The sequence below is a fragment of the Microbacterium sp. AZCO genome, from assembly GCF_039614715.1.
GTDB lineage: Bacteria > Actinomycetota > Actinomycetes > Actinomycetales > Microbacteriaceae > Microbacterium.
On sequence record NZ_CP154857.1, the window covers coordinates 4,053,114 to 4,068,983 of the forward strand.

Genomic DNA, 15,870 nt, shown 5'->3' on the forward strand with positions numbered 1-15,870 from the left:
CTACTCTCCTGTCACGGGGATCGTGCGGGCGGCCACCTTGGCCCACTCGCTGTCGAGGGTGGCGAGCGCCGCGTGGGTGTCGCCGCTGAAGAGGAACTGCTGGATGATCGCGGCGAGCGGGATGCTGGGCGGGATCTGGTGGTCGATGAAGCCGGTGATCCTGCCCTCGTCGAAGTAGGGCTTGACCGACTGCAGGGCGGGGTCGTCGCCGAGCTTCGCGCCCTTCACCGACGGGACCATGTTCTGAGACGCCGCAAACTCCTCGATGACGCCCTTCTGGAACATGTAGTCGATGAAGCGCATCGCCTCCTTCTTGTGCGGCGGGTTCTTGCCCATCGTCACGACGACGTCGACTCCCGACACGAGCAGCCGGTCGTCGGGGTTCTCGGTGGCGGGATAGGGGAAGATCCCCGCGCGGATCTCGGGATTGACCTGCTTGATGGGGTTGGTGGCCCAGATGCCCTGGAGGAGCATCGCGACCTCCCCCTTCGCGAAGGCCGCGTTGCCGTCGTCATAGGTCTTGCCGCGGTAGCCGTCCTGCATGTACTTCGAGTACAGCTCGTACTGCTGGTCGAGCGCCTCGGGGAAGTCCTTCTGGAACGACACCTCGGAGTCGGGACCGACGTTCTCACCCTCCGCGCGCATCTTGTCCCAGAAGTCGCCCTGCGACGGATACGCCCCGAGCGCGTTGAACGAGGGCAGCCCCGTCCAGGAGTCCGCGAGCGTGCCGTAGAAGGGCGTGATGCCGGCGGCCTCGAGCTTGTCGCAGACCGCGATGAACTCGTCCCACGTCGTCGGCACCTGAAGCCCCAGCTTGTCGAAGATGTCCTGGTTGTAGATGACGCCGTTGGCGTTGTTGACGTAGCCGAGGCCGTTGACCTCGCCCTTCTTGTTGCCGAGCTTGGCGAGGATCTCCTGCACGGCCGGGTTGATCGTCTGCAGGACGGGCTCCTTGGAGAAGTCGTAGAAGACCCCCGCCTGCGCGAGCTTGCCGAAGCCGCCGTTGGCGTTCAGGGTGATGACGTCCGGGACCTTGTCCTTGACCAGGAGCGTCCGGATGGTCGTGTCGGCATCGGCGACCTGGTTCTGCACGACCTTGATGTCGGGGTTCTCGGCCTCGAAGTCCGTGATGATCTTGTCGAAGTCCTCGAGCGCCTCTCCCTTGAACTGGAAGAAGTTGAGCGTCGTCACCCCGTTCGAGGGGTTGGCGGCGCAGCCGCCGATCATGACGGCGAGGCCTGCGACGGCCAGCACCGCGGCAGCTCGGCCGAGGCGGCCTGGAGTGGGTTTCATGAGTGCGCCTCCTTGCGCGTGGGGAGTGTCAGGAGAGGGCGGTGAGCTCGACGACGGTCGAGCGCTGGGGGAGCTGGACGGGCGGGCGCAGGCCGATGGTCGCGAGTTCGCGACCCGTCAGCACGACGCCCTGGGTCGCCCATTCCAGGGCGGACTGTCCGGCGTCCTCGTAGGGCTGTCCGGGGGAGAGCACCTGAACGCGGTACCGGCGAGCCGGATCGAGGCCCGGCATCCTGATCCGTCCCGGCGGGTAGGCGACCGTGGTCTCGACCTGCGTGATCGTGAAGAAGGCGGCTGCCGCGTCCTCCGCGACGATGCCGCGCACGTCGATCCCGGGGTCGGTGCCGTCGACGTCGACCGTGCGGCCCGTCGCAACGAGCGGGCGCACGCGCTTGGCGAGGGCGACCCACTCCGCGACCCGCTCGCGCGTCTCGGGCGCAGCGGACGTGAGGTCCCACTCGACCCCGAAGTGCCCGAAGAGGGCGACGGCGGCGCTCAGACCGAGGCCGACGGCACGCCCCGACGAGTGGACGACGGGACTCGTGAGGTGCATGCCCATGAGCTCGGGCGGCACGACGAGGGCCGTGTGGCGCTGATTCGCGAGGCGCTCCAGCGGGTCGAGGCTGTCGCTCGTCCAGATGCGGTCGGTGCGGTCCAGGATGCCGAGATCGACGCGGGCGCCGCCCGAGGCGCAGCTCTCGATCTCGAGCCCGGGGTGCGCGGCCTTGAGCTCGTCGATGAGGCGGTACACGGCGAGCGTGTGGTCGTGCACGCGGGCGACGCCCTCGGGGCCGGAGCCGGCGTCGACGAGGTCACGGTTGTGGTCCCACTTGAGGTACGCGATCTCGTGCTCGTCGAGGATCGCGTGCAGGCGCTCCGCGATGTAGGCGTAGGCCTCGGGGTGCGCGAGGTCGAGCACCTGCTGCTGGCGCGCTGACGGCGGCAGCTGCATGCGGCCGCGGAGGATCCAGTCGGGGTGCGAGCGCGCGAGGTCGCTGTCGGGGTTGATCATCTCGGGCTCGACCCAGAGGCCGAACTCCATGCCGAGCCCGCGCACGTGCCGGATGAGGGGATGCAGGCCCTCCGGCCACACCGTCTCGTCGACGTACCAGTCGCCGAGGCCCTTGGTGTCGTCGCGACGGCCCGCGAACCACCCGTCGTCGAGGACGAACCGCTCGATCCCGGCCTGGGCCGCGGCATCCGCGAGCTGGCTCAGCTTCTCGAGCGAGTGGTCGAAATAGACGGCCTCCCACGTGTTGAGGGTCACGGGGCGGGGCCGTCGCGGGTGCTGCGGGCGCCGGCGCCACTCGTCGTGGAAGCGGTGCGACAGCTCGGTGAGTCCGTCGCCCCATGAGCCGATGACCCACGGGGACGCGAGCGAGGTGCCCGGCGCGAGGACGATCTCACCGGCGCCGAGCAGCTCGCCGCCCGCGAGGAAGGCCTCACCCGTGACGACGCGCTCGGCGAGCACGCGGTGATTGCCGCTCCAGGCGACGTGGATGCCGTGCACGCGGCCCGTCTCGAAGCCGAAGCCGGGGCGTCCCGCCGCGAGGAGGAGCGTCGCGTCGGCGCCGGGTCGACCGCGCCGGCTCTCGCGCAGGTGCGTGCCGAAGGTGAACTCGCGCCGCTGCGGCGTGCGCTCGCGGAGGTGGCGGCCGGTCGTGTCGAGGAGCTCGGTCGCGTCCCACGGGACGGGGAAGAAGAGCTGCAGCGACTGCACGGTGTACGGCGTCTCGCCGGTGTTGCGCACCGTCAGGCGCTGGTGGAAGAGGCCGCTCGGGCCGACCCGCAGCTCGAGCTGCGCCGCGAGGCGGGACTCGCCGTCCACGAGGGCGAGCGACGCCCGGTGGTCGTTCGCCTGGATGCCGGCGACGTCGAAGCGTGCGCTGAAGCCCGCCCCCGAGCGGTGGCCTTCCAGCCCGGGGGTGCCCAGCCATCCTCCGGCGGGGGTGGGGATCACCGTGAGCCGCGCCGTCTCGTCCAGCCCGCCGGAGACGCGCTGGGGCCGGGCGGCGAGGGCGAGCGAGCCGAGCGACTCGTCCGGGGAATCGACGAGCTCCTCGCCCCAGTGGACGATCGCCGGCGTGGGCGAGGCGTCGAGGTCGATCACGACGCTCGTGCCGCCGCGGCGGAGGTGGAGGACGCGGGAGGTGGCGGAGACGGGGGCGTCGGCGTCGAGCGCCCGGTCGGTGGAGTGCATGAGGTTAGTTCTACCACGAAAATAATTCGGCAACAAGAGCCGAGTCAGAACCACGCGAAGCCGAACTTCGATGGCTGATTCGTGCCATGATGAAAGGAATCGAGGGGATGCGGATGCTGACGGACAGCGAAAAGGCGCTCGCGCGTGCCGTGCTCATCCACGGCCCCATCTCGCGCAGCGCCCTTACGACGCGCCTCGGTCTCTCGCCGGCGAGCCTCACGCGCCTCGCCAAGCCCTTCCTCGATCAGGGTCTGCTGGTGGAGCTCGACGACAGCGCCGATGGATCCGTCGGGCGTCCCGTGCGTCCCCTCGACGTGGCCGACATCGGCCGCTTCGCCGGTGTGAAGATCACCGGCGACGCGCTCCACGTGGTCGCGACGGACGTCCGCGCGTCCCTGCTCGCCACGACATCGCACCCCCTCCGCAGCCACGATCCGGCGGCCGTCGCCGACGAGGTCGCCGCGGCGGTCGCCGACCTCGGGCTCGGGAGCCTCACGGGGGTCGGCATCTCGCTCGGCGGCTCGGTGCGCGACGGCGTCTCGGAGTTCGCGCCCTTCCTCGGCTGGAAGGATGTCGCGTTCGGCGCGCTCGTCGAGGAGCGGGTCGTGGCCCCCGTCTCGCTCGAGAACGACGTGGTCGCGCTCGCCGAGGCCGAGCGGTGGTTCGGGCGGGGGCGTGGCATCCCGGGCTTCTCGGTCATCACGATCGGCGCGGGCATCGGATACGGGCTGGTCGTCCACGGCGAGGTCGTGCGCTCCCGCGAAGCGGGTGTCGGACTCGGCGGCCACATTCCGCTGAGCGCCGTCGGGCCCGTCTGCCAGCAGGGCCATCGCGGCTGCGCCGAGGCGATGCTCACCTCGGGGTCGATCGCGGGCCAGGTCTCGGCATCCCTCCAGCGCTCCGTCGGCTACGACGAGGCGCTCGCGCTCGCGTCGGCGGGCGATCCCGCCGCGCGCGCCGTGGTGGATGCCGCGGCCGACGCCCTCGGACGCCTGGTCGCGCTCGCCGCCAACCTCACGCTGCAGCCCGCGGCCGTGCTCGCGGGCGAGGGGATCGGTCTGTTCACGGTGGCCGAGGAGCGCGTGCGCGCCGCGATCGCCGCCGACCGCGATCCGCGCGCCGATCCGATAGAGCTGTACATCGACGACTCGGGCTTCACCGCGTGGGCGCGCGGAGCCGCCGCGGTCGCGATCCAGGCCGCGGTCGATCGGCTGCGGCTGGACTGACCCCCCGACAGGCTCGGGGACCACCCCTCGACATGCTCGGGGACCGCCCCTCGACAGGCTCGGGGACCACCCCTCGGGATCTCTGCTGGAAGGACAAGATGACCAACCCGCTCACCGACCCCGCGACCGCTCCCTGGTGGACGGGCGCCGTCGTCTACCAGATCTATCCGCGCTCGTTCCAGGACTCGAACGGCGACGGCATCGGCGACCTCCGCGGCGTGCTGGAGCGCATCGACCACCTGGTCGAGCTGGGCGTCGACGTCGTGTGGTTCTCGCCGATCTACCGCAGCCCGCAGGACGACAACGGCTACGACATCAGCGACTACCAGGACGTCGATCCGCTGTTCGGCACCCTCGACGACCTCGATGACGTCGTGACCGCCCTGCACGACCGCGGCATCAAGGTCGTGATGGACCTCGTGGTCAACCACACGAGCGACGAGCACCCGTGGTTCGTCGAGTCGCGCTCGTCGAGGGACAGTCCGAAGCGCGACTGGTACTGGTGGCGCCCCGCGCGTCCCGGCACGGTCGCGGGCGAGCCCGGCGCGGAGCCGACGAACTGGGGCTCGTTCTTCTCCGGTCCGACGTGGGCGTGGGATGAGGCGACGGGCGAGTACTACCTGCACCTCTTCAGCCGCAAGCAGCCCGACCTCAATTGGGAGAACCCCGAAGTGCGCGAGGCGGTGTACGCCATGATGCGCTGGTGGCTCGACCGCGGGATCGACGGCTTCCGCATGGACGTCATCAACCTCATCTCCAAGCGCTTCGGACCCGACAGCTCGCTCGCCGACGGGATCGTGACGGTCGGTCCGTACGGCGACGCGGGCCCTCTCACGACGAACGGCCCGCGGCTGCACGAGTTCCTGCAGGAGATGAGCCAGGAGGTCTTCGCGGGCCGACGGAGCGGACTGCTGCTCGTGGGCGAGACGCCCGGCGCGACGATCGACGACGGCCGCCTACTCACCGATCCCGCGCGCCGCGAGCTCGACATGATCTTCACCTTCGAGCACATGGGCATCGACCACGGCCCCGCGGGGCGGTTCGACGTCGTGCCGCTCGACCTGGTCCAGCTCAAGGCCACGATGGCGCGCTGGCAGACGGGACTGCAGGAGGCCGGGTGGAACTCCCTGTACTGGGAGAACCACGACCAGCCCCGCATCGTCTCGCGCTTCGGCGACGACGGCGAATACCGCCGGGAGTCCGCGACGATGCTCGCGACCGTCCTGCATCTGCACCGCGGGACCCCGTACGTCTACCAGGGCGAAGAGCTCGGCATGACGAACGCGCATTTCACGTCGTTCGCGTCGTACCGCGACATCGAGTCGCTGCGGTACGTCGCGCAGGCCCGCGCCCTCGGACACGTCAGCGACGATCAGCTGCTGAAGGGCCTCGCCGACGGCAGCCGCGACAACGCCAGGACGCCGGTGCAGTGGGATGCCTCGCCCGAGGCCGGCTTCACGACCGGCACGCCGTGGATCGCGGTCAACCCCAACCACCGCAGCCTCAACGCGGAGGCGGAGCGGGCGGACGAGGCATCCGTCTTCCACCACTACCGCCGCCTCATCGCCTTGCGGCACGCGGACCCGGTCGTGCGGTTCGGCGACTTCGCGCTGCTGCTGGCCGACGACCCCGACGTCTACGCGTTCACGCGCACGCTCGGCACGGGCGGGCTCGTCGTCGCCGCGAACTTCCGCGGCCACGCGCGGACCGTGGACCTCGGCATCGATCTGACGGGCGGGGAGCTCGTGATCGGCAACTATCCCGACAGCACCGTCCCGCCCGGCGCGGGTGTCGTGACGCTGCGGCCGTGGGAGGCCGTCGTCGTGAGGGTGGCCGATCGGGCGGAGTGAGCGTCGGTCAGGACCCGGGCGCGGTCGGCGCCGCGGCGCTCGCGATGCGCTCGACGAGGCGACTCGTCGAATGGGCGGCGATGAAGTCGAGGATGCGCACCTCGCCCCCGTACGCCTGCACGATCGCCGTCTCGTCGAGCATCTCGGGGGTGTAGTCGCCGCCCTTCACGTAGAGCTCGGGCTCGAGCTCGGCGAGGAGGGCGGCGGGGGAGTCGCCCGAGAACACCACGACGTAGTCGACGCAGGCGAGGGCGGCGACGACGCGCGCGCGGTCGGCGACGGGGCTCACGGGTCGGCCGGGCCCCTTGAGCCGCCGCACCGACGCGTCGTCGTTGAGCGCGACGACGAGGACGTCACCCTGCGCCTTGGCCTGTTCGAGGTGCGCCGCATGACCCGGATGCAGCAGGTCGAAGCATCCATTCGTGAACACGATCCGCAACCGGCGCGCGCGGGCCTCGGCGACGGCGGCCGAGAGCGTCGCGAGGTCGACGATGTGCGAGGCGCTCTCGCTCGCAGCCGCGAGATCGGCCAGCGTGCACACGGTCGTCCCGGGGCGCGACACCGCGACGTCGGCGGCGCCCTGCGCGAAGTCGCACGCCTCGGCGAGGCTCGCGCCGAGGGCGCAGGCGACCGTGAACCCCGCAGCGAACGTGTCGCCGGCGCCGATCGTCTGCCCGTCCGGCACGGGATGGGCCACCGTGCGATGCGCGACGCGGGCGTTCTGCAGGAGGAGCGTGCCGTCGCGGTCGAGGGTCACGACGACCGCCGTCGAGCCGGACGTCTCGTGCAGCCGCGGCGCGCAGGCCGCGACGGCGGAGACGCGCCTGGGCCCCTCGGGGAGGGGTCGCTCGAGCAGCGTCGACGCCTCATCGGCGTTGGGCAGCACGACGTCGGGATGCACGCGCGCCCAGGGCCGCAGGTCGTGCGCGTCGACGATGAGCCGCCCGGGCCGGGTCGCCGTCAGCACGTCGAGCGCCGCCTCGTCGAACAGACCTGTGCCGTAGTCGCAGACGAGCAGCGTCTCGGCGCGCGCGGCGCGCGCGAGCGCGGCGAGCCAGGCGGCCCGGTCGGCGGGGTCCAGCGGGTCGTGGGTCGCGGCATCCAATCGCACGATCATCTGGTCGTTGCCCACGACGCGGGTCTTGCTCGTCGTCGCCCCGCGGGTGCGCACGACCCAGTCCGCGGTGTCGACGCCCTCGCCGCCGAGGAGCCGTGCGAGCGCGCGCCCCTCGTCGTCGTCTCCGACGACAGTCGTGAAGCGCACCCGCGCGCCGAGCGCCGCGAGGTTGGCCGCGGTGTTCGCCGCGCCGCCCGGTCGCTCGTCGGCGGCGCCCACCTCGACGACCGGCACGGGACCCTCGCGGCTCAGCCGGCGCACGCCTCCGCGAAGCCACCGGTCGAGCATCGCGTCGCCCGCGACGACGACCTGCGGGGGTGTCGAGCGGGCGAGCGCGAGGAGTTCTGCCGGCGCGTGTGCCATGTGGCCGGAGTACCCGCGAGACGGCCGAGGCAAACGTCTCCGACGCGTTTGGGCAGGTGCTTCACGGGGAACCAAGGGGGTCATGGATGCCTCCGCGGCAGGCGGGCAGTCGGGCGAGAGGAGCGGCCATGAAGGGCTGGGGAGCGCAGATCGAGGAGCGATTCGACGGCGTGGAGCGGATCGCCGTGCTGCGCGGCGGCGGCCTCGGCGATCTGCTCTTCGCCCTTCCCGCGATCGACGCGCTCGCGGCGGCGTATCCGGGCGCCGAGATCGAGCTGCTCGGCACGCCGCTGCACCGCGCCCTGCTCGAGGGGCGTCCAGGGCCCGTCACCCGCGTCGAGATCCTGCCGCGTGCGAAGGGCGTCTACGGCGACGTCGACGACCCGCTCGCGATCGAGCTCTTCCGCGACCACATGCGCACCGACGGCATCGACCTCGCGTGCCAGCTGCACGGCGGCGGCCGCTTCTCCAATCCCTTCCTGCTGAGCCTCGGCGCACGCCACACCGTCGGGACCAGAACCGAGGATGCCGCTCCCCTCGAGCGCTCGCTGCCGTACCGCTACTACCAGCACGAGGTCTTCCGCTGGCTCGAGACCGTCGCGCTCGCCGGCGCCGCGTCGCTCGGCCACGAGCCGCGGGTCGAGGTGCGGGAGACGGAGCGCCTGGGCGCCCTCGACCTCCTCGGAGCCGGACCGGAGCCGCTCGTCGTCGTGCACCCCGGTGCGACCGACCCGCGGCGCCGCTGGCCGGCCGAGCGCTTCGCCGAGATCGCCGGCCGGTGCGCGGGCGAGGGCCTGCGGGTCGTGGTCGTGGGCGACGGCACGGATGCCGCGGCCGGCGAGGCGATCGCGGCGGGGGCCGGGGCGGGCGATGCCGTCGTCTCGCTCGCGGGCCGGCTGTCGCTCGGCGAGCTCGCGGGCCTCCTCGCCGTCGCGGACGTCTTCGTGGGCAACGACAGCGGGCCGCGCCATCTCGCCCAGGCCGTCGGGACCGCGACGGTCGGGCTGTTCTGGTTCGGCAACCTCGTCAACGGCGGCCCGATGACGCGGGCGCGGCAGCGCGTGCATCTGTCGTTCACGACGCACTGCCCCGTGTGCGGACGCGACGTGACGCAGGTCGGGTGGGTCGCGGAGCGCTGCGAGCACGACCCGTCGTTCCTCACCGGCATCGACGTCGACGCGGTCTACGACGACGTGCGCGACCTCGCCGTCACGGCCACGAGGGCTCTTCTTCCGGGCAGACGATGACCTCGCGCAGCTCGACGCCCTGTGGCCTCGTCAGTGCGAAGAGAATCGTCTCGGCGGCATCCCGCGCGTCGATCAGCTTCGCGTCTGCGCCCGGCTTGTAGCGGTCTTCGCGGCCGTCGAAGAAGCGGGTGTCCATGCCGGCGGGATACACCGTCGTCACGCCGAGACGGCCCTTCGTCTCGATCGCGAGCGCACGCGAGAACCCGACGACGCCGAACTTCGAGGCGCAGTAGGCGGTGGCGTCGGGGAACACGCGCAGCCCGAGCGACGAGGCGATCGTGACGACCCGCCCGTGCCGCTTCAGCAGCGACGGCAGCGCGGCGCGCACGACGGCGACCGTGCCGAGCAGGTTGACCGCGACGATCCGCTCCCAGACGTCGCCGGCGAGATCGCCGAAGGGTGCCGGGCGGTCGATTCCGGCGGCTGTCACGACGGCGTCGAAGCCGCCGACGTCGGCGGCGATCTCGGTCACCAGCTGCTCGACCGCACGGGTGTCCGAGACGTCGCACACATGGCTGTACGGGTGGTCGGATGCTGCGACGTCGAGCACGACGGGCCTGCCGCCCGCCGCCCCCACAGCCGCGGCGACGGCGGCGCCGAGACCCGACGCCCCTCCCGTGACGAGGACGGTGCCGAGTGGGCGCGATGCAGTCATGATGGTGCTCCTGTTCGATGTGCGGACGCCGGTCAGCCGACGCGCGCGAGGGCGGTCGCGAGGCCGGTGGTCGAGCGGGCGGGGTGGTACGGCACCGTGACGGTCCGTCCGCCCCAGGTGCGCAGCAGGGCGGTCTCGGGGAGGTCGTCCGCGTCGTAGTCGCCTCCCTTGACCCAGAGGTCGGGGCGCAGCCGGTCGAGCACGGCTTCGGGCGTGCTCTCGTCGAAGACGACGACGGCGTCGACGCACTCGAGGGCGAGCAGCAGCTCCCGCCGGTCGGACTCGGCGATGATCGGCCGCTGCGGCCCCTTCAGGCGTCGGACGGAGTCGTCGCTGTTGAGGCACACGATGAGGCAGTCGCCCAGGTGCCGGGCCGCGGCGAGCGTGCGCGCGTGTCCCGCGTGCAGCAGGTCGAAGCATCCCCCCGTCGCGACCACGGTTCCGCCGCGCGCCCGCACGTCGCGGGCGAGCGTGAGGGCGTCGGCGTCGCCGCCGATCCTCCGGGGCGCGGGCGCCGCCTCGTCGAGGGAGGCCACCCCGCCCGCGGCGAGGAACCGGGTCGCCGCCGCGACCGCCTGCTCGGCGGCCGCGGCAGCCTCGACTCCCTCGGCGAGGCTCGTGACGAGTGCGGCGGCGAGGCGGTCGCCCGCGCCGCAGGGATCGGACGCCGTGACGCGCGCGGCCCGGACGACGTGCGCGTCGGTGCGCCCCGCCTCGTGCAGCACGGCGCCCCGCTCGCCGAGGGTGAGCAGCACGGCGGGCACCGACCAGAGCTCCGCGAGGCGCTCCGCGGCATCGCACGCGCCGGCGATGTCGCCTCCGGCGTCCACGCCGGCGGCCGCGGACTCTGCCGCGTTGGGCGTCGCGACGGTCGTCGAGGAGACGGGGTCCGAGCCCCGTGGATGCGGATCCCAGACGAGCGGAACCCGCCGGCCCGCGCTCTCGAGGGCGCGCCGCAGCGCGGGGTCGCGGGTGAGCCCGCGGCCGTAGTCGGCGACGAGGATGCCGTCGACGTGCGCGAGGATGCGGGCACACGCGACGGGGGCGGCGACCGGTTCGGCCGGAGGATCGCCGCCCTCGTCGAGTCTGAGGAGTGGATGCCCCGCCCCGCGCACCCGCATCTTGACGGCCGTCGCGGACGGCGCGGAGGACGCGACGACCTCGATGGACCCGGCGCCGCGGAAGCCGGCGACGGGGCCGCGCAGGAGCGTGCGCAGCTCCGCCGCCGGGGCATCGTCCGCGAGCGCCGTGATCAGCACGACGTCCACGCCCTCGTGGGCGAGCATGGTCGCGACGAGACCGGCTCCGCCGGCCCGGCGGCGGGTCTCGCGCACGGCGACGACGGGGACGGGGGCGTCGGGGCTGAGCCGGTCGGCCGCGCCGTCGACGTCGATGTCGAGCAGTACGTCGCCGACCACCGCGATCCTCACGATGCCCGTCCCTTCGCCAGACGCGTCCGCACGCGGTCGTCGAAGACCCGGCACACGAGGTGCAGCGCGAGCAGGTGCGCCTCCTGCGCCGCCGCCGAGGTGCCGGGGAGGCAGAGGGCGGCATCCACCGTCCTGCTGAGAGGGTTCGGCCCGGCACCCGTCATCGCCCACGTGACCGCGCCGACGCCGCGCGCCGCCCGCACCGCGGCGAGCAGGTTGGGGCTGCGACCGCTCGTCGAGAAGAAGATGGCCACGTCGCCGGACCGCGCGTGCGCCCGCACCTGCCGGGCGAACACCTCCTCGTACCCGTAGTCGTTCGCGATCGCCGTGACGCTGGACGTGTCGGCGTGCAGCGCGATCGCGGAGAAGGGCGGGCGCTCGCCGTCGAACCGGCCGACGATCTCGGCCGTGAGGTGCTGCGCCTCGGCCGCGGACCCGCCGTTGCCGACGGCGATGAGCCGCCCGCCTCGGAGGAGGCGGTCGGCGAGCTCGACCCCCCACGACACGAGCGTGGGGAGTTCGCGGGCGAGGCCGTCGACGGCCTGCCTGTGGCTGGCGACGTGCCCCGTGAGGAGGGCGACGCGCCGGTCGTCGACGGTCGGGGCGATCGTGGTCGTCATGCGCGACCCGCCTCTCGTGCCGCCCGCGCGGGGCGTGCGGCGGCGGCGCGGCGATAGACCCGCTCGGTGTCGGCCGCGACGCGCGTCCAGGTGTACCGGCGTGCCGCCCGCGCCACGCCCGCGGCGCCGAACGAGCGACGCAGCTCGGGGTCGGCGAGGAGCGCCTCGACGGCGTCGGCCACGGCGGCGGGGTCGCGCGGCGGCACGTGAACGCCCGTCACGCCCTCGACGACGGTGTCGATGAGCCCGCCGACGGCCGCGGCCACCACGGGGATCCCCGTGGCCATCGCCTCCAGCGGCACGATGCCGAACGGCTCGTACCAGGGCGCGCAGACCATGAGGTCGGCCGAGCGGAGCAGCGGCGGCAGCGCCGTGTGCGCGACCTGACCGCGGAAGGACACGCGGCCCTCGACGCCGAGGCGGCGCGCGAGGGCGGCGAGCCGCTGCACGTCGGGATCCTCGTCGATGTGCGCCGCGTCGCGTGAGCCGCCCACGATGACGAGCTCGATGTCGTCGCGCCCGCGAGCGACGAGCTCGGCGAGGGCCGAGATCGTCGTGCCGACGCCCTTGCGCGGCACGAGCCGGCCGACGCTGATGAGCCGGAAGCCCTCGCCGTGTGCCGCGACGGGCCCGTCGGGGGTGAACAGGGCGTTGTCGACGCCGCACGGCACGACCGAGATGCGCGTGGACGGCACGCCGAGCCGCGTGAGCTCGAACGCCTCGTCCGAGCACGTCGCGATGACGACGTCCGCCCGCTTCCCGACGCCGGGTTCGAGCGTCGCCCGCTCCGCGGGGCTCGTGTCCTCGGCCCCCTGATGGCGGCGCTTGACGTTGCCGAGGGCGTGGAACGTGTGCAGCACGGGCCAGGGCGCGTCGGCGGAGCCGCGCAGTGCCGCGAGCCCCGACATCCAGAAGTGGCTGTGCACGACATCGGGCGGTTCTGTGGCCCAGTGCTCCGCGAGCCGGTCGCCGAAGGCGTCCATGTAGGGCAGCAGGTCGTCCTTGGGCACGGACTCCGCGGGGCCGGCATCGACGTGCACGACCTCGACGCCGGCCGCGAGCGGCACCCGTTCGGGCAGTGTCGCGTCATCGCGTCTCGTGTAGACGCGCACGTGGTGGCCGCGTTCCGCGAGCGCCGTGGACAGTGCCGCGACGTGGACGTTCTGGCCGCCCGCGTCGACTCCGCCGAGCGTCGCGAGAGGGCTCGCGTGCTCGGAGACCATGGCGATCCTCATGATCAGCTCCTTCCCGCCGGCGCGGCGGCCGGCCGGTTGCGCGAGGGTGACGCGGCGAGGTCGCCGAGCACGGCATCCCACCTGCGGAGGAACGTCGTGTGACTGAATCGCCGCAGTGCATGGTTGCGGCCGCGCTGTCCGGCTTCCCGGGCGAGGCCCGGGTCGACGAGGTATCCGATGGCGCCGCGGCGCAGCTCGTCGATGTCGGTGGACACGATGCCCGCGCCGTGCGGGATGGCGCGGGCCGCCTCGGTCGCCGCGACCGCGACGACCGGCATCCCGATCAGCATCGCCTCGATGAGCGACAGGCCGAGCGAGGTCCACCGGTAGGGGTGCAGGTACACGCGGCGCCGGCCGAGCTCGCGCTGCAGCGTCCCGGGCGGAAGGTCGCCGGCCGGCGAGACCCCCGTCGACTCGGGCGCGTACAGCTCCTCGAGCTCCCGGCCGCCCATGCCGAAGACGTCGAGGGGGGCGATGCGGGCGAACAGCGGCAGCAGGTCCGTGCCGGCGATGCGACCGCGGCGGACGGGCTCGTTGACGACGGCGGCGAGGTGCGCGAGCCCTCCCGAGTAGCGCTCACCCGGGTCGGGCACACCGTGCTCGACGACCAGCGTGCGGGCCCGCCCTGAGTCCCAGAAGAGGTCGTTGAAATGCGTCACGTGCACGATCGGGATGAGGTCCTGATCGGCGAGGGGATGCCGGCTCGCCACGGCGTCGGGCCGCGGGGCGTTGTGCTCGAGGTAGACGGCCGGGATGTCGCGGCCGGGCCGGCGGCCCGTCAGGCGGTGCACGAGCTCGAGCTCCTCGGGGCGCTGCAGCACGACGACATCGATCTGCTCGTCGCGCAGCGCTCCGATCGCGACTTCGCGCGCCTGCGGCCACGGACGACCGGCCAGGCCCAGGCCCCATGCATCCCGCGTCTCGTTGACGGGCAGGAGGTACTCGTGCTCGCCGCGGACGAGGGCGTCGGTGTAGCCGCCGTGGACGTGCCAGAGGAGCACCCTCATATCGAGACCTCCTGCCTGCCGGCGGGTGCGAGCCGCTCGCACGCGCTCACGACGTCGGCCGCATCGACGGATGACAGACAGGGATGCCCCGGCGCGGGGCACTCGGTCGCGCGCGTGCCGCGGCAGGGGGCGTCCTGGTCGCCGAGGAGCACGTGCGGCACGCGGTACGGGGCCCACTGCGCCGCGGGGACGACGGGCGAGAAGAGGCTCACGACGGGAGTGCCGACGGCGGCGGCGATGTGCGCGGGCCCCGTGTTGCCGCACACGACGACCGCAGCGCGGGCGATCACGGCGGCCAGCGAGGCGAGGTCGGTGCGGCCGCCGAGGTCGAGGGCGGATGACCCGGCGCCGGCGACGAGGCGCGTGAGCTCGCGCTCGTCGGATCCGCCCGTCACGACGACATCGCGGCCGGCCTCGTGGAGCAGTGCGACGGCTTCGGCGAACCGCTCCGCGGGCCACCGGCGCGACGTCGCCGAGGCCCCCGGATGCACGACGACGGGGGAGACGAGACCGTCGAACTCGGCCGGCGCCCGCCCCGCGTGCATCCGGAGCCGCCCGTCATCGCCGTCCGGCAGATCGAACCCCGCCGCCCGCGCGATCGTGAGCGCCCGCACGGGTTCGGGGAGGTCTTCGGGGAACTCCTCTCCGGGCCGCAGCCGCACGTCGAGGAGGGTGCCGGCGTAGTCGGCCGACGCGGCGGTCACACGCTCCACGCCCCCGAGGCGCAGATGCAGCGCGAGAGGCAGCGGCGACTGGTGGAAGGACGTCAGGATCACCGCGACGTCCGGAGCAGCCTCCGCGATGAGCGCATCGAGCCGCGCGAGCTGCTCGGGCGTCGCAAGCGGGGGATGCGCCGTGATCCACGGACAGTCCCACTCGAGGACGCGGTCGACGCCGGGGAGGAGGCGCGCCGCCTCGGCGCCGATCGAGCTGCACAGCATCCACACCTCGTCGACCCCCGCCGCGACCGCGCGGACAGCGGGACCGCACAGGAGCACGTCGCCGACGCTGTCGAGCCTCGCCACGAGCGCGCGTCTCATCGCCGCGCCTCCGCTCTCGACGCGAGCAGAAGCCGAACGGCCTCGGCGAGGTCGGGCGCGACGAGGGGCGCCGCCTCGATCTCCGCCGCCAGGGTCTCCTGCGTCGGCACGAGCACCGACGCGCTGCCGGCGGCGCGCGCGGCATCGACGTCGGCGCCGATGTCGCCCACGACGACCGCGGAGGCGGGGTCGACGCCGAGCGCCGCGCACGCCGCCACGATGAGGCCCGGGCGCGGTTTGCGGCATCCGCACCCCTGCTCCGGCGTGTGCGGGCAGTAGGCCTGCACGTCGAACGGGCCGAGCAGCTCCTCGATCCGGGCGTTCACGGCCCGCACCTGCGAGTGGGTCAGGATGCCGCGCCCGATGCCCGACTGGTTGGTCACGAGCCCGACGGCGAGACCCGCCGCGCGCACGCGTGCGACGGCTTCGAGAGCATGCGGCATGGGCGTGACGAGCGCGGGATCGCCGTTGTACGGCACGTCGACGACGAGCGTGCCGTCGCGGTCGAAGAGCACGGCGGAGACGTTCGGCTCGGCGCTGCCCATGTGCTTCTTCTTCCCCTCTTCTCGATCGCGGCAAACGTCGGT

The 15,870-nt window shown here is 73.1% G+C and carries 13 protein-coding genes; 3 read left to right on the forward strand and 10 right to left on the reverse strand.

From position 1 onward, the window contains the following. Together AAIB33_RS18350 and AAIB33_RS18355 are read right to left on the reverse strand one after the other, a co-directional pair. Window positions 1-1,293 carry an extracellular solute-binding protein gene (locus tag AAIB33_RS18350; RefSeq protein WP_345801396.1) on the reverse strand — a complete coding sequence of 431 codons (1,293 nt, stop codon included), beginning with the start codon at window positions 1,291-1,293 and terminating at the stop codon, window positions 1-3. Window positions 1,294-1,321: 28 nt separating this feature from the next. After that, the gene (locus AAIB33_RS18355) at window positions 1,322-3,493 is read right to left on the reverse strand and encodes an alpha-galactosidase (protein WP_345801397.1); all 2,172 of its coding nucleotides are present in this window, start codon (window positions 3,491-3,493) and stop codon (window positions 1,322-1,324) included. 113 nt (window positions 3,494-3,606) lie between these two features. Between AAIB33_RS18355 and AAIB33_RS18360 the strand changes: the two genes are divergently transcribed. Continuing rightward, entirely contained in the window at window positions 3,607-4,719 is a 1,113-nt protein-coding gene (locus tag AAIB33_RS18360) for an ROK family transcriptional regulator (protein WP_345801398.1), read from the forward strand. 98 nt (window positions 4,720-4,817) lie between these two features. After that, complete coding sequence (locus AAIB33_RS18365) at window positions 4,818-6,569, forward strand: alpha-glucosidase (RefSeq protein ID WP_345801399.1); 1,752 nt, start codon at window positions 4,818-4,820, stop codon at window positions 6,567-6,569. A gap of 7 nt (window positions 6,570-6,576) precedes the next feature. Here AAIB33_RS18365 and rfaE2 read toward each other — a convergent pair whose 3' ends face one another. After that, window positions 6,577-8,049, reverse strand: a complete 1,473-nt coding sequence (gene rfaE2 / locus AAIB33_RS18370) for a D-glycero-beta-D-manno-heptose 1-phosphate adenylyltransferase (RefSeq protein WP_345801400.1) — start codon at window positions 8,047-8,049, stop codon at window positions 6,577-6,579. 128 nt (window positions 8,050-8,177) lie between these two features. Here rfaE2 and AAIB33_RS18375 point away from each other — a divergent pair, with 128 nt between their 5' ends. After that, the gene (locus tag AAIB33_RS18375; RefSeq protein WP_345801401.1) at window positions 8,178-9,296 is read left to right on the forward strand and encodes a glycosyltransferase family 9 protein; all 1,119 of its coding nucleotides are present in this window, start codon (window positions 8,178-8,180) and stop codon (window positions 9,294-9,296) included. Here AAIB33_RS18375 and AAIB33_RS18380 read toward each other — a convergent pair. The 7 genes from AAIB33_RS18380 to AAIB33_RS18410 are packed head-to-tail and all read right to left on the reverse strand — an operon-like array spanning window position 9,259 to window position 15,828. Then, the gene (locus AAIB33_RS18380; RefSeq protein WP_345801402.1) at window positions 9,259-9,951 is read right to left on the reverse strand and encodes an SDR family oxidoreductase; all 693 of its coding nucleotides are present in this window, start codon (window positions 9,949-9,951) and stop codon (window positions 9,259-9,261) included. The genes AAIB33_RS18375 and AAIB33_RS18380 overlap by 38 nt on opposite strands. Before the next feature lie 32 nt (window positions 9,952-9,983). After that, window positions 9,984-11,381: a PfkB family carbohydrate kinase gene (locus AAIB33_RS18385; protein WP_345801403.1), complete on the reverse strand. Its 1,398-nt coding sequence runs from the start codon at window positions 11,379-11,381 to the stop codon at window positions 9,984-9,986. Next, a complete protein-coding gene (locus tag AAIB33_RS18390; protein WP_345801404.1) occupies window positions 11,378-12,001 on the reverse strand; it encodes an SIS domain-containing protein in 624 nt (207 codons plus the stop codon). The genes AAIB33_RS18385 and AAIB33_RS18390 overlap by 4 nt, the downstream gene beginning before the upstream one ends. Beyond that, window positions 11,998-13,236, reverse strand: a complete 1,239-nt coding sequence (locus AAIB33_RS18395; RefSeq protein WP_345801405.1) for a glycosyltransferase — start codon at window positions 13,234-13,236, stop codon at window positions 11,998-12,000. The genes AAIB33_RS18390 and AAIB33_RS18395 overlap by 4 nt, the downstream gene beginning before the upstream one ends. Before the next feature lie 2 nt (window positions 13,237-13,238). Beyond that, window positions 13,239-14,243 carry a glycosyltransferase gene (locus AAIB33_RS18400; protein ID WP_345801406.1) on the reverse strand — a complete coding sequence of 335 codons (1,005 nt, stop codon included), beginning with the start codon at window positions 14,241-14,243 and terminating at the stop codon, window positions 13,239-13,241. Beyond that, the gene (locus AAIB33_RS18405) at window positions 14,240-15,283 is read right to left on the reverse strand and encodes a glycosyltransferase family 9 protein (RefSeq protein WP_345801407.1); all 1,044 of its coding nucleotides are present in this window, start codon (window positions 15,281-15,283) and stop codon (window positions 14,240-14,242) included. Before AAIB33_RS18405 ends, AAIB33_RS18400 begins: the two co-directional genes overlap by 4 nt. Further along, on the reverse strand, window positions 15,280-15,828 hold the full coding sequence (locus tag AAIB33_RS18410) for an HAD family hydrolase (RefSeq protein ID WP_345801408.1): 549 nt from the start codon (window positions 15,826-15,828) through the stop codon (window positions 15,280-15,282). Before AAIB33_RS18410 ends, AAIB33_RS18405 begins: the two co-directional genes overlap by 4 nt. Window positions 15,829-15,870: the final 42 nt, after the last annotated feature.

Coding starts and splice junctions, on each gene's coding strand:
- AAIB33_RS18350 (WP_345801396.1), bottom strand. CDS start 1,293: ATGAAACCCACTCCAGGCCGCCTCGGCCGAGCTGCCGCGGTGCTGGCC.
- AAIB33_RS18355 (WP_345801397.1), bottom strand. CDS start 3,493: ATGCACTCCACCGACCGGGCGCTCGACGCCGACGCCCCCGTCTCCGCC.
- AAIB33_RS18360 (WP_345801398.1), top strand. CDS start 3,607: ATGCTGACGGACAGCGAAAAGGCGCTCGCGCGTGCCGTGCTCATCCAC.
- AAIB33_RS18365 (WP_345801399.1), top strand. CDS start 4,818: ATGACCAACCCGCTCACCGACCCCGCGACCGCTCCCTGGTGGACGGGC.
- rfaE2 (WP_345801400.1), bottom strand. CDS start 8,049: ATGGCACACGCGCCGGCAGAACTCCTCGCGCTCGCCCGCTCGACACCC.
- AAIB33_RS18375 (WP_345801401.1), top strand. CDS start 8,178: ATGAAGGGCTGGGGAGCGCAGATCGAGGAGCGATTCGACGGCGTGGAG.
- AAIB33_RS18380 (WP_345801402.1), bottom strand. CDS start 9,951: ATGACTGCATCGCGCCCACTCGGCACCGTCCTCGTCACGGGAGGGGCG.
- AAIB33_RS18390 (WP_345801404.1), bottom strand. CDS start 12,001: ATGACGACCACGATCGCCCCGACCGTCGACGACCGGCGCGTCGCCCTC.
- AAIB33_RS18395 (WP_345801405.1), bottom strand. CDS start 13,236: ATGAGGATCGCCATGGTCTCCGAGCACGCGAGCCCTCTCGCGACGCTC.
- AAIB33_RS18400 (WP_345801406.1), bottom strand. CDS start 14,243: ATGAGGGTGCTCCTCTGGCACGTCCACGGCGGCTACACCGACGCCCTC.
- AAIB33_RS18405 (WP_345801407.1), bottom strand. CDS start 15,283: ATGAGACGCGCGCTCGTGGCGAGGCTCGACAGCGTCGGCGACGTGCTC.
- AAIB33_RS18410 (WP_345801408.1), bottom strand. CDS start 15,828: ATGGGCAGCGCCGAGCCGAACGTCTCCGCCGTGCTCTTCGACCGCGAC.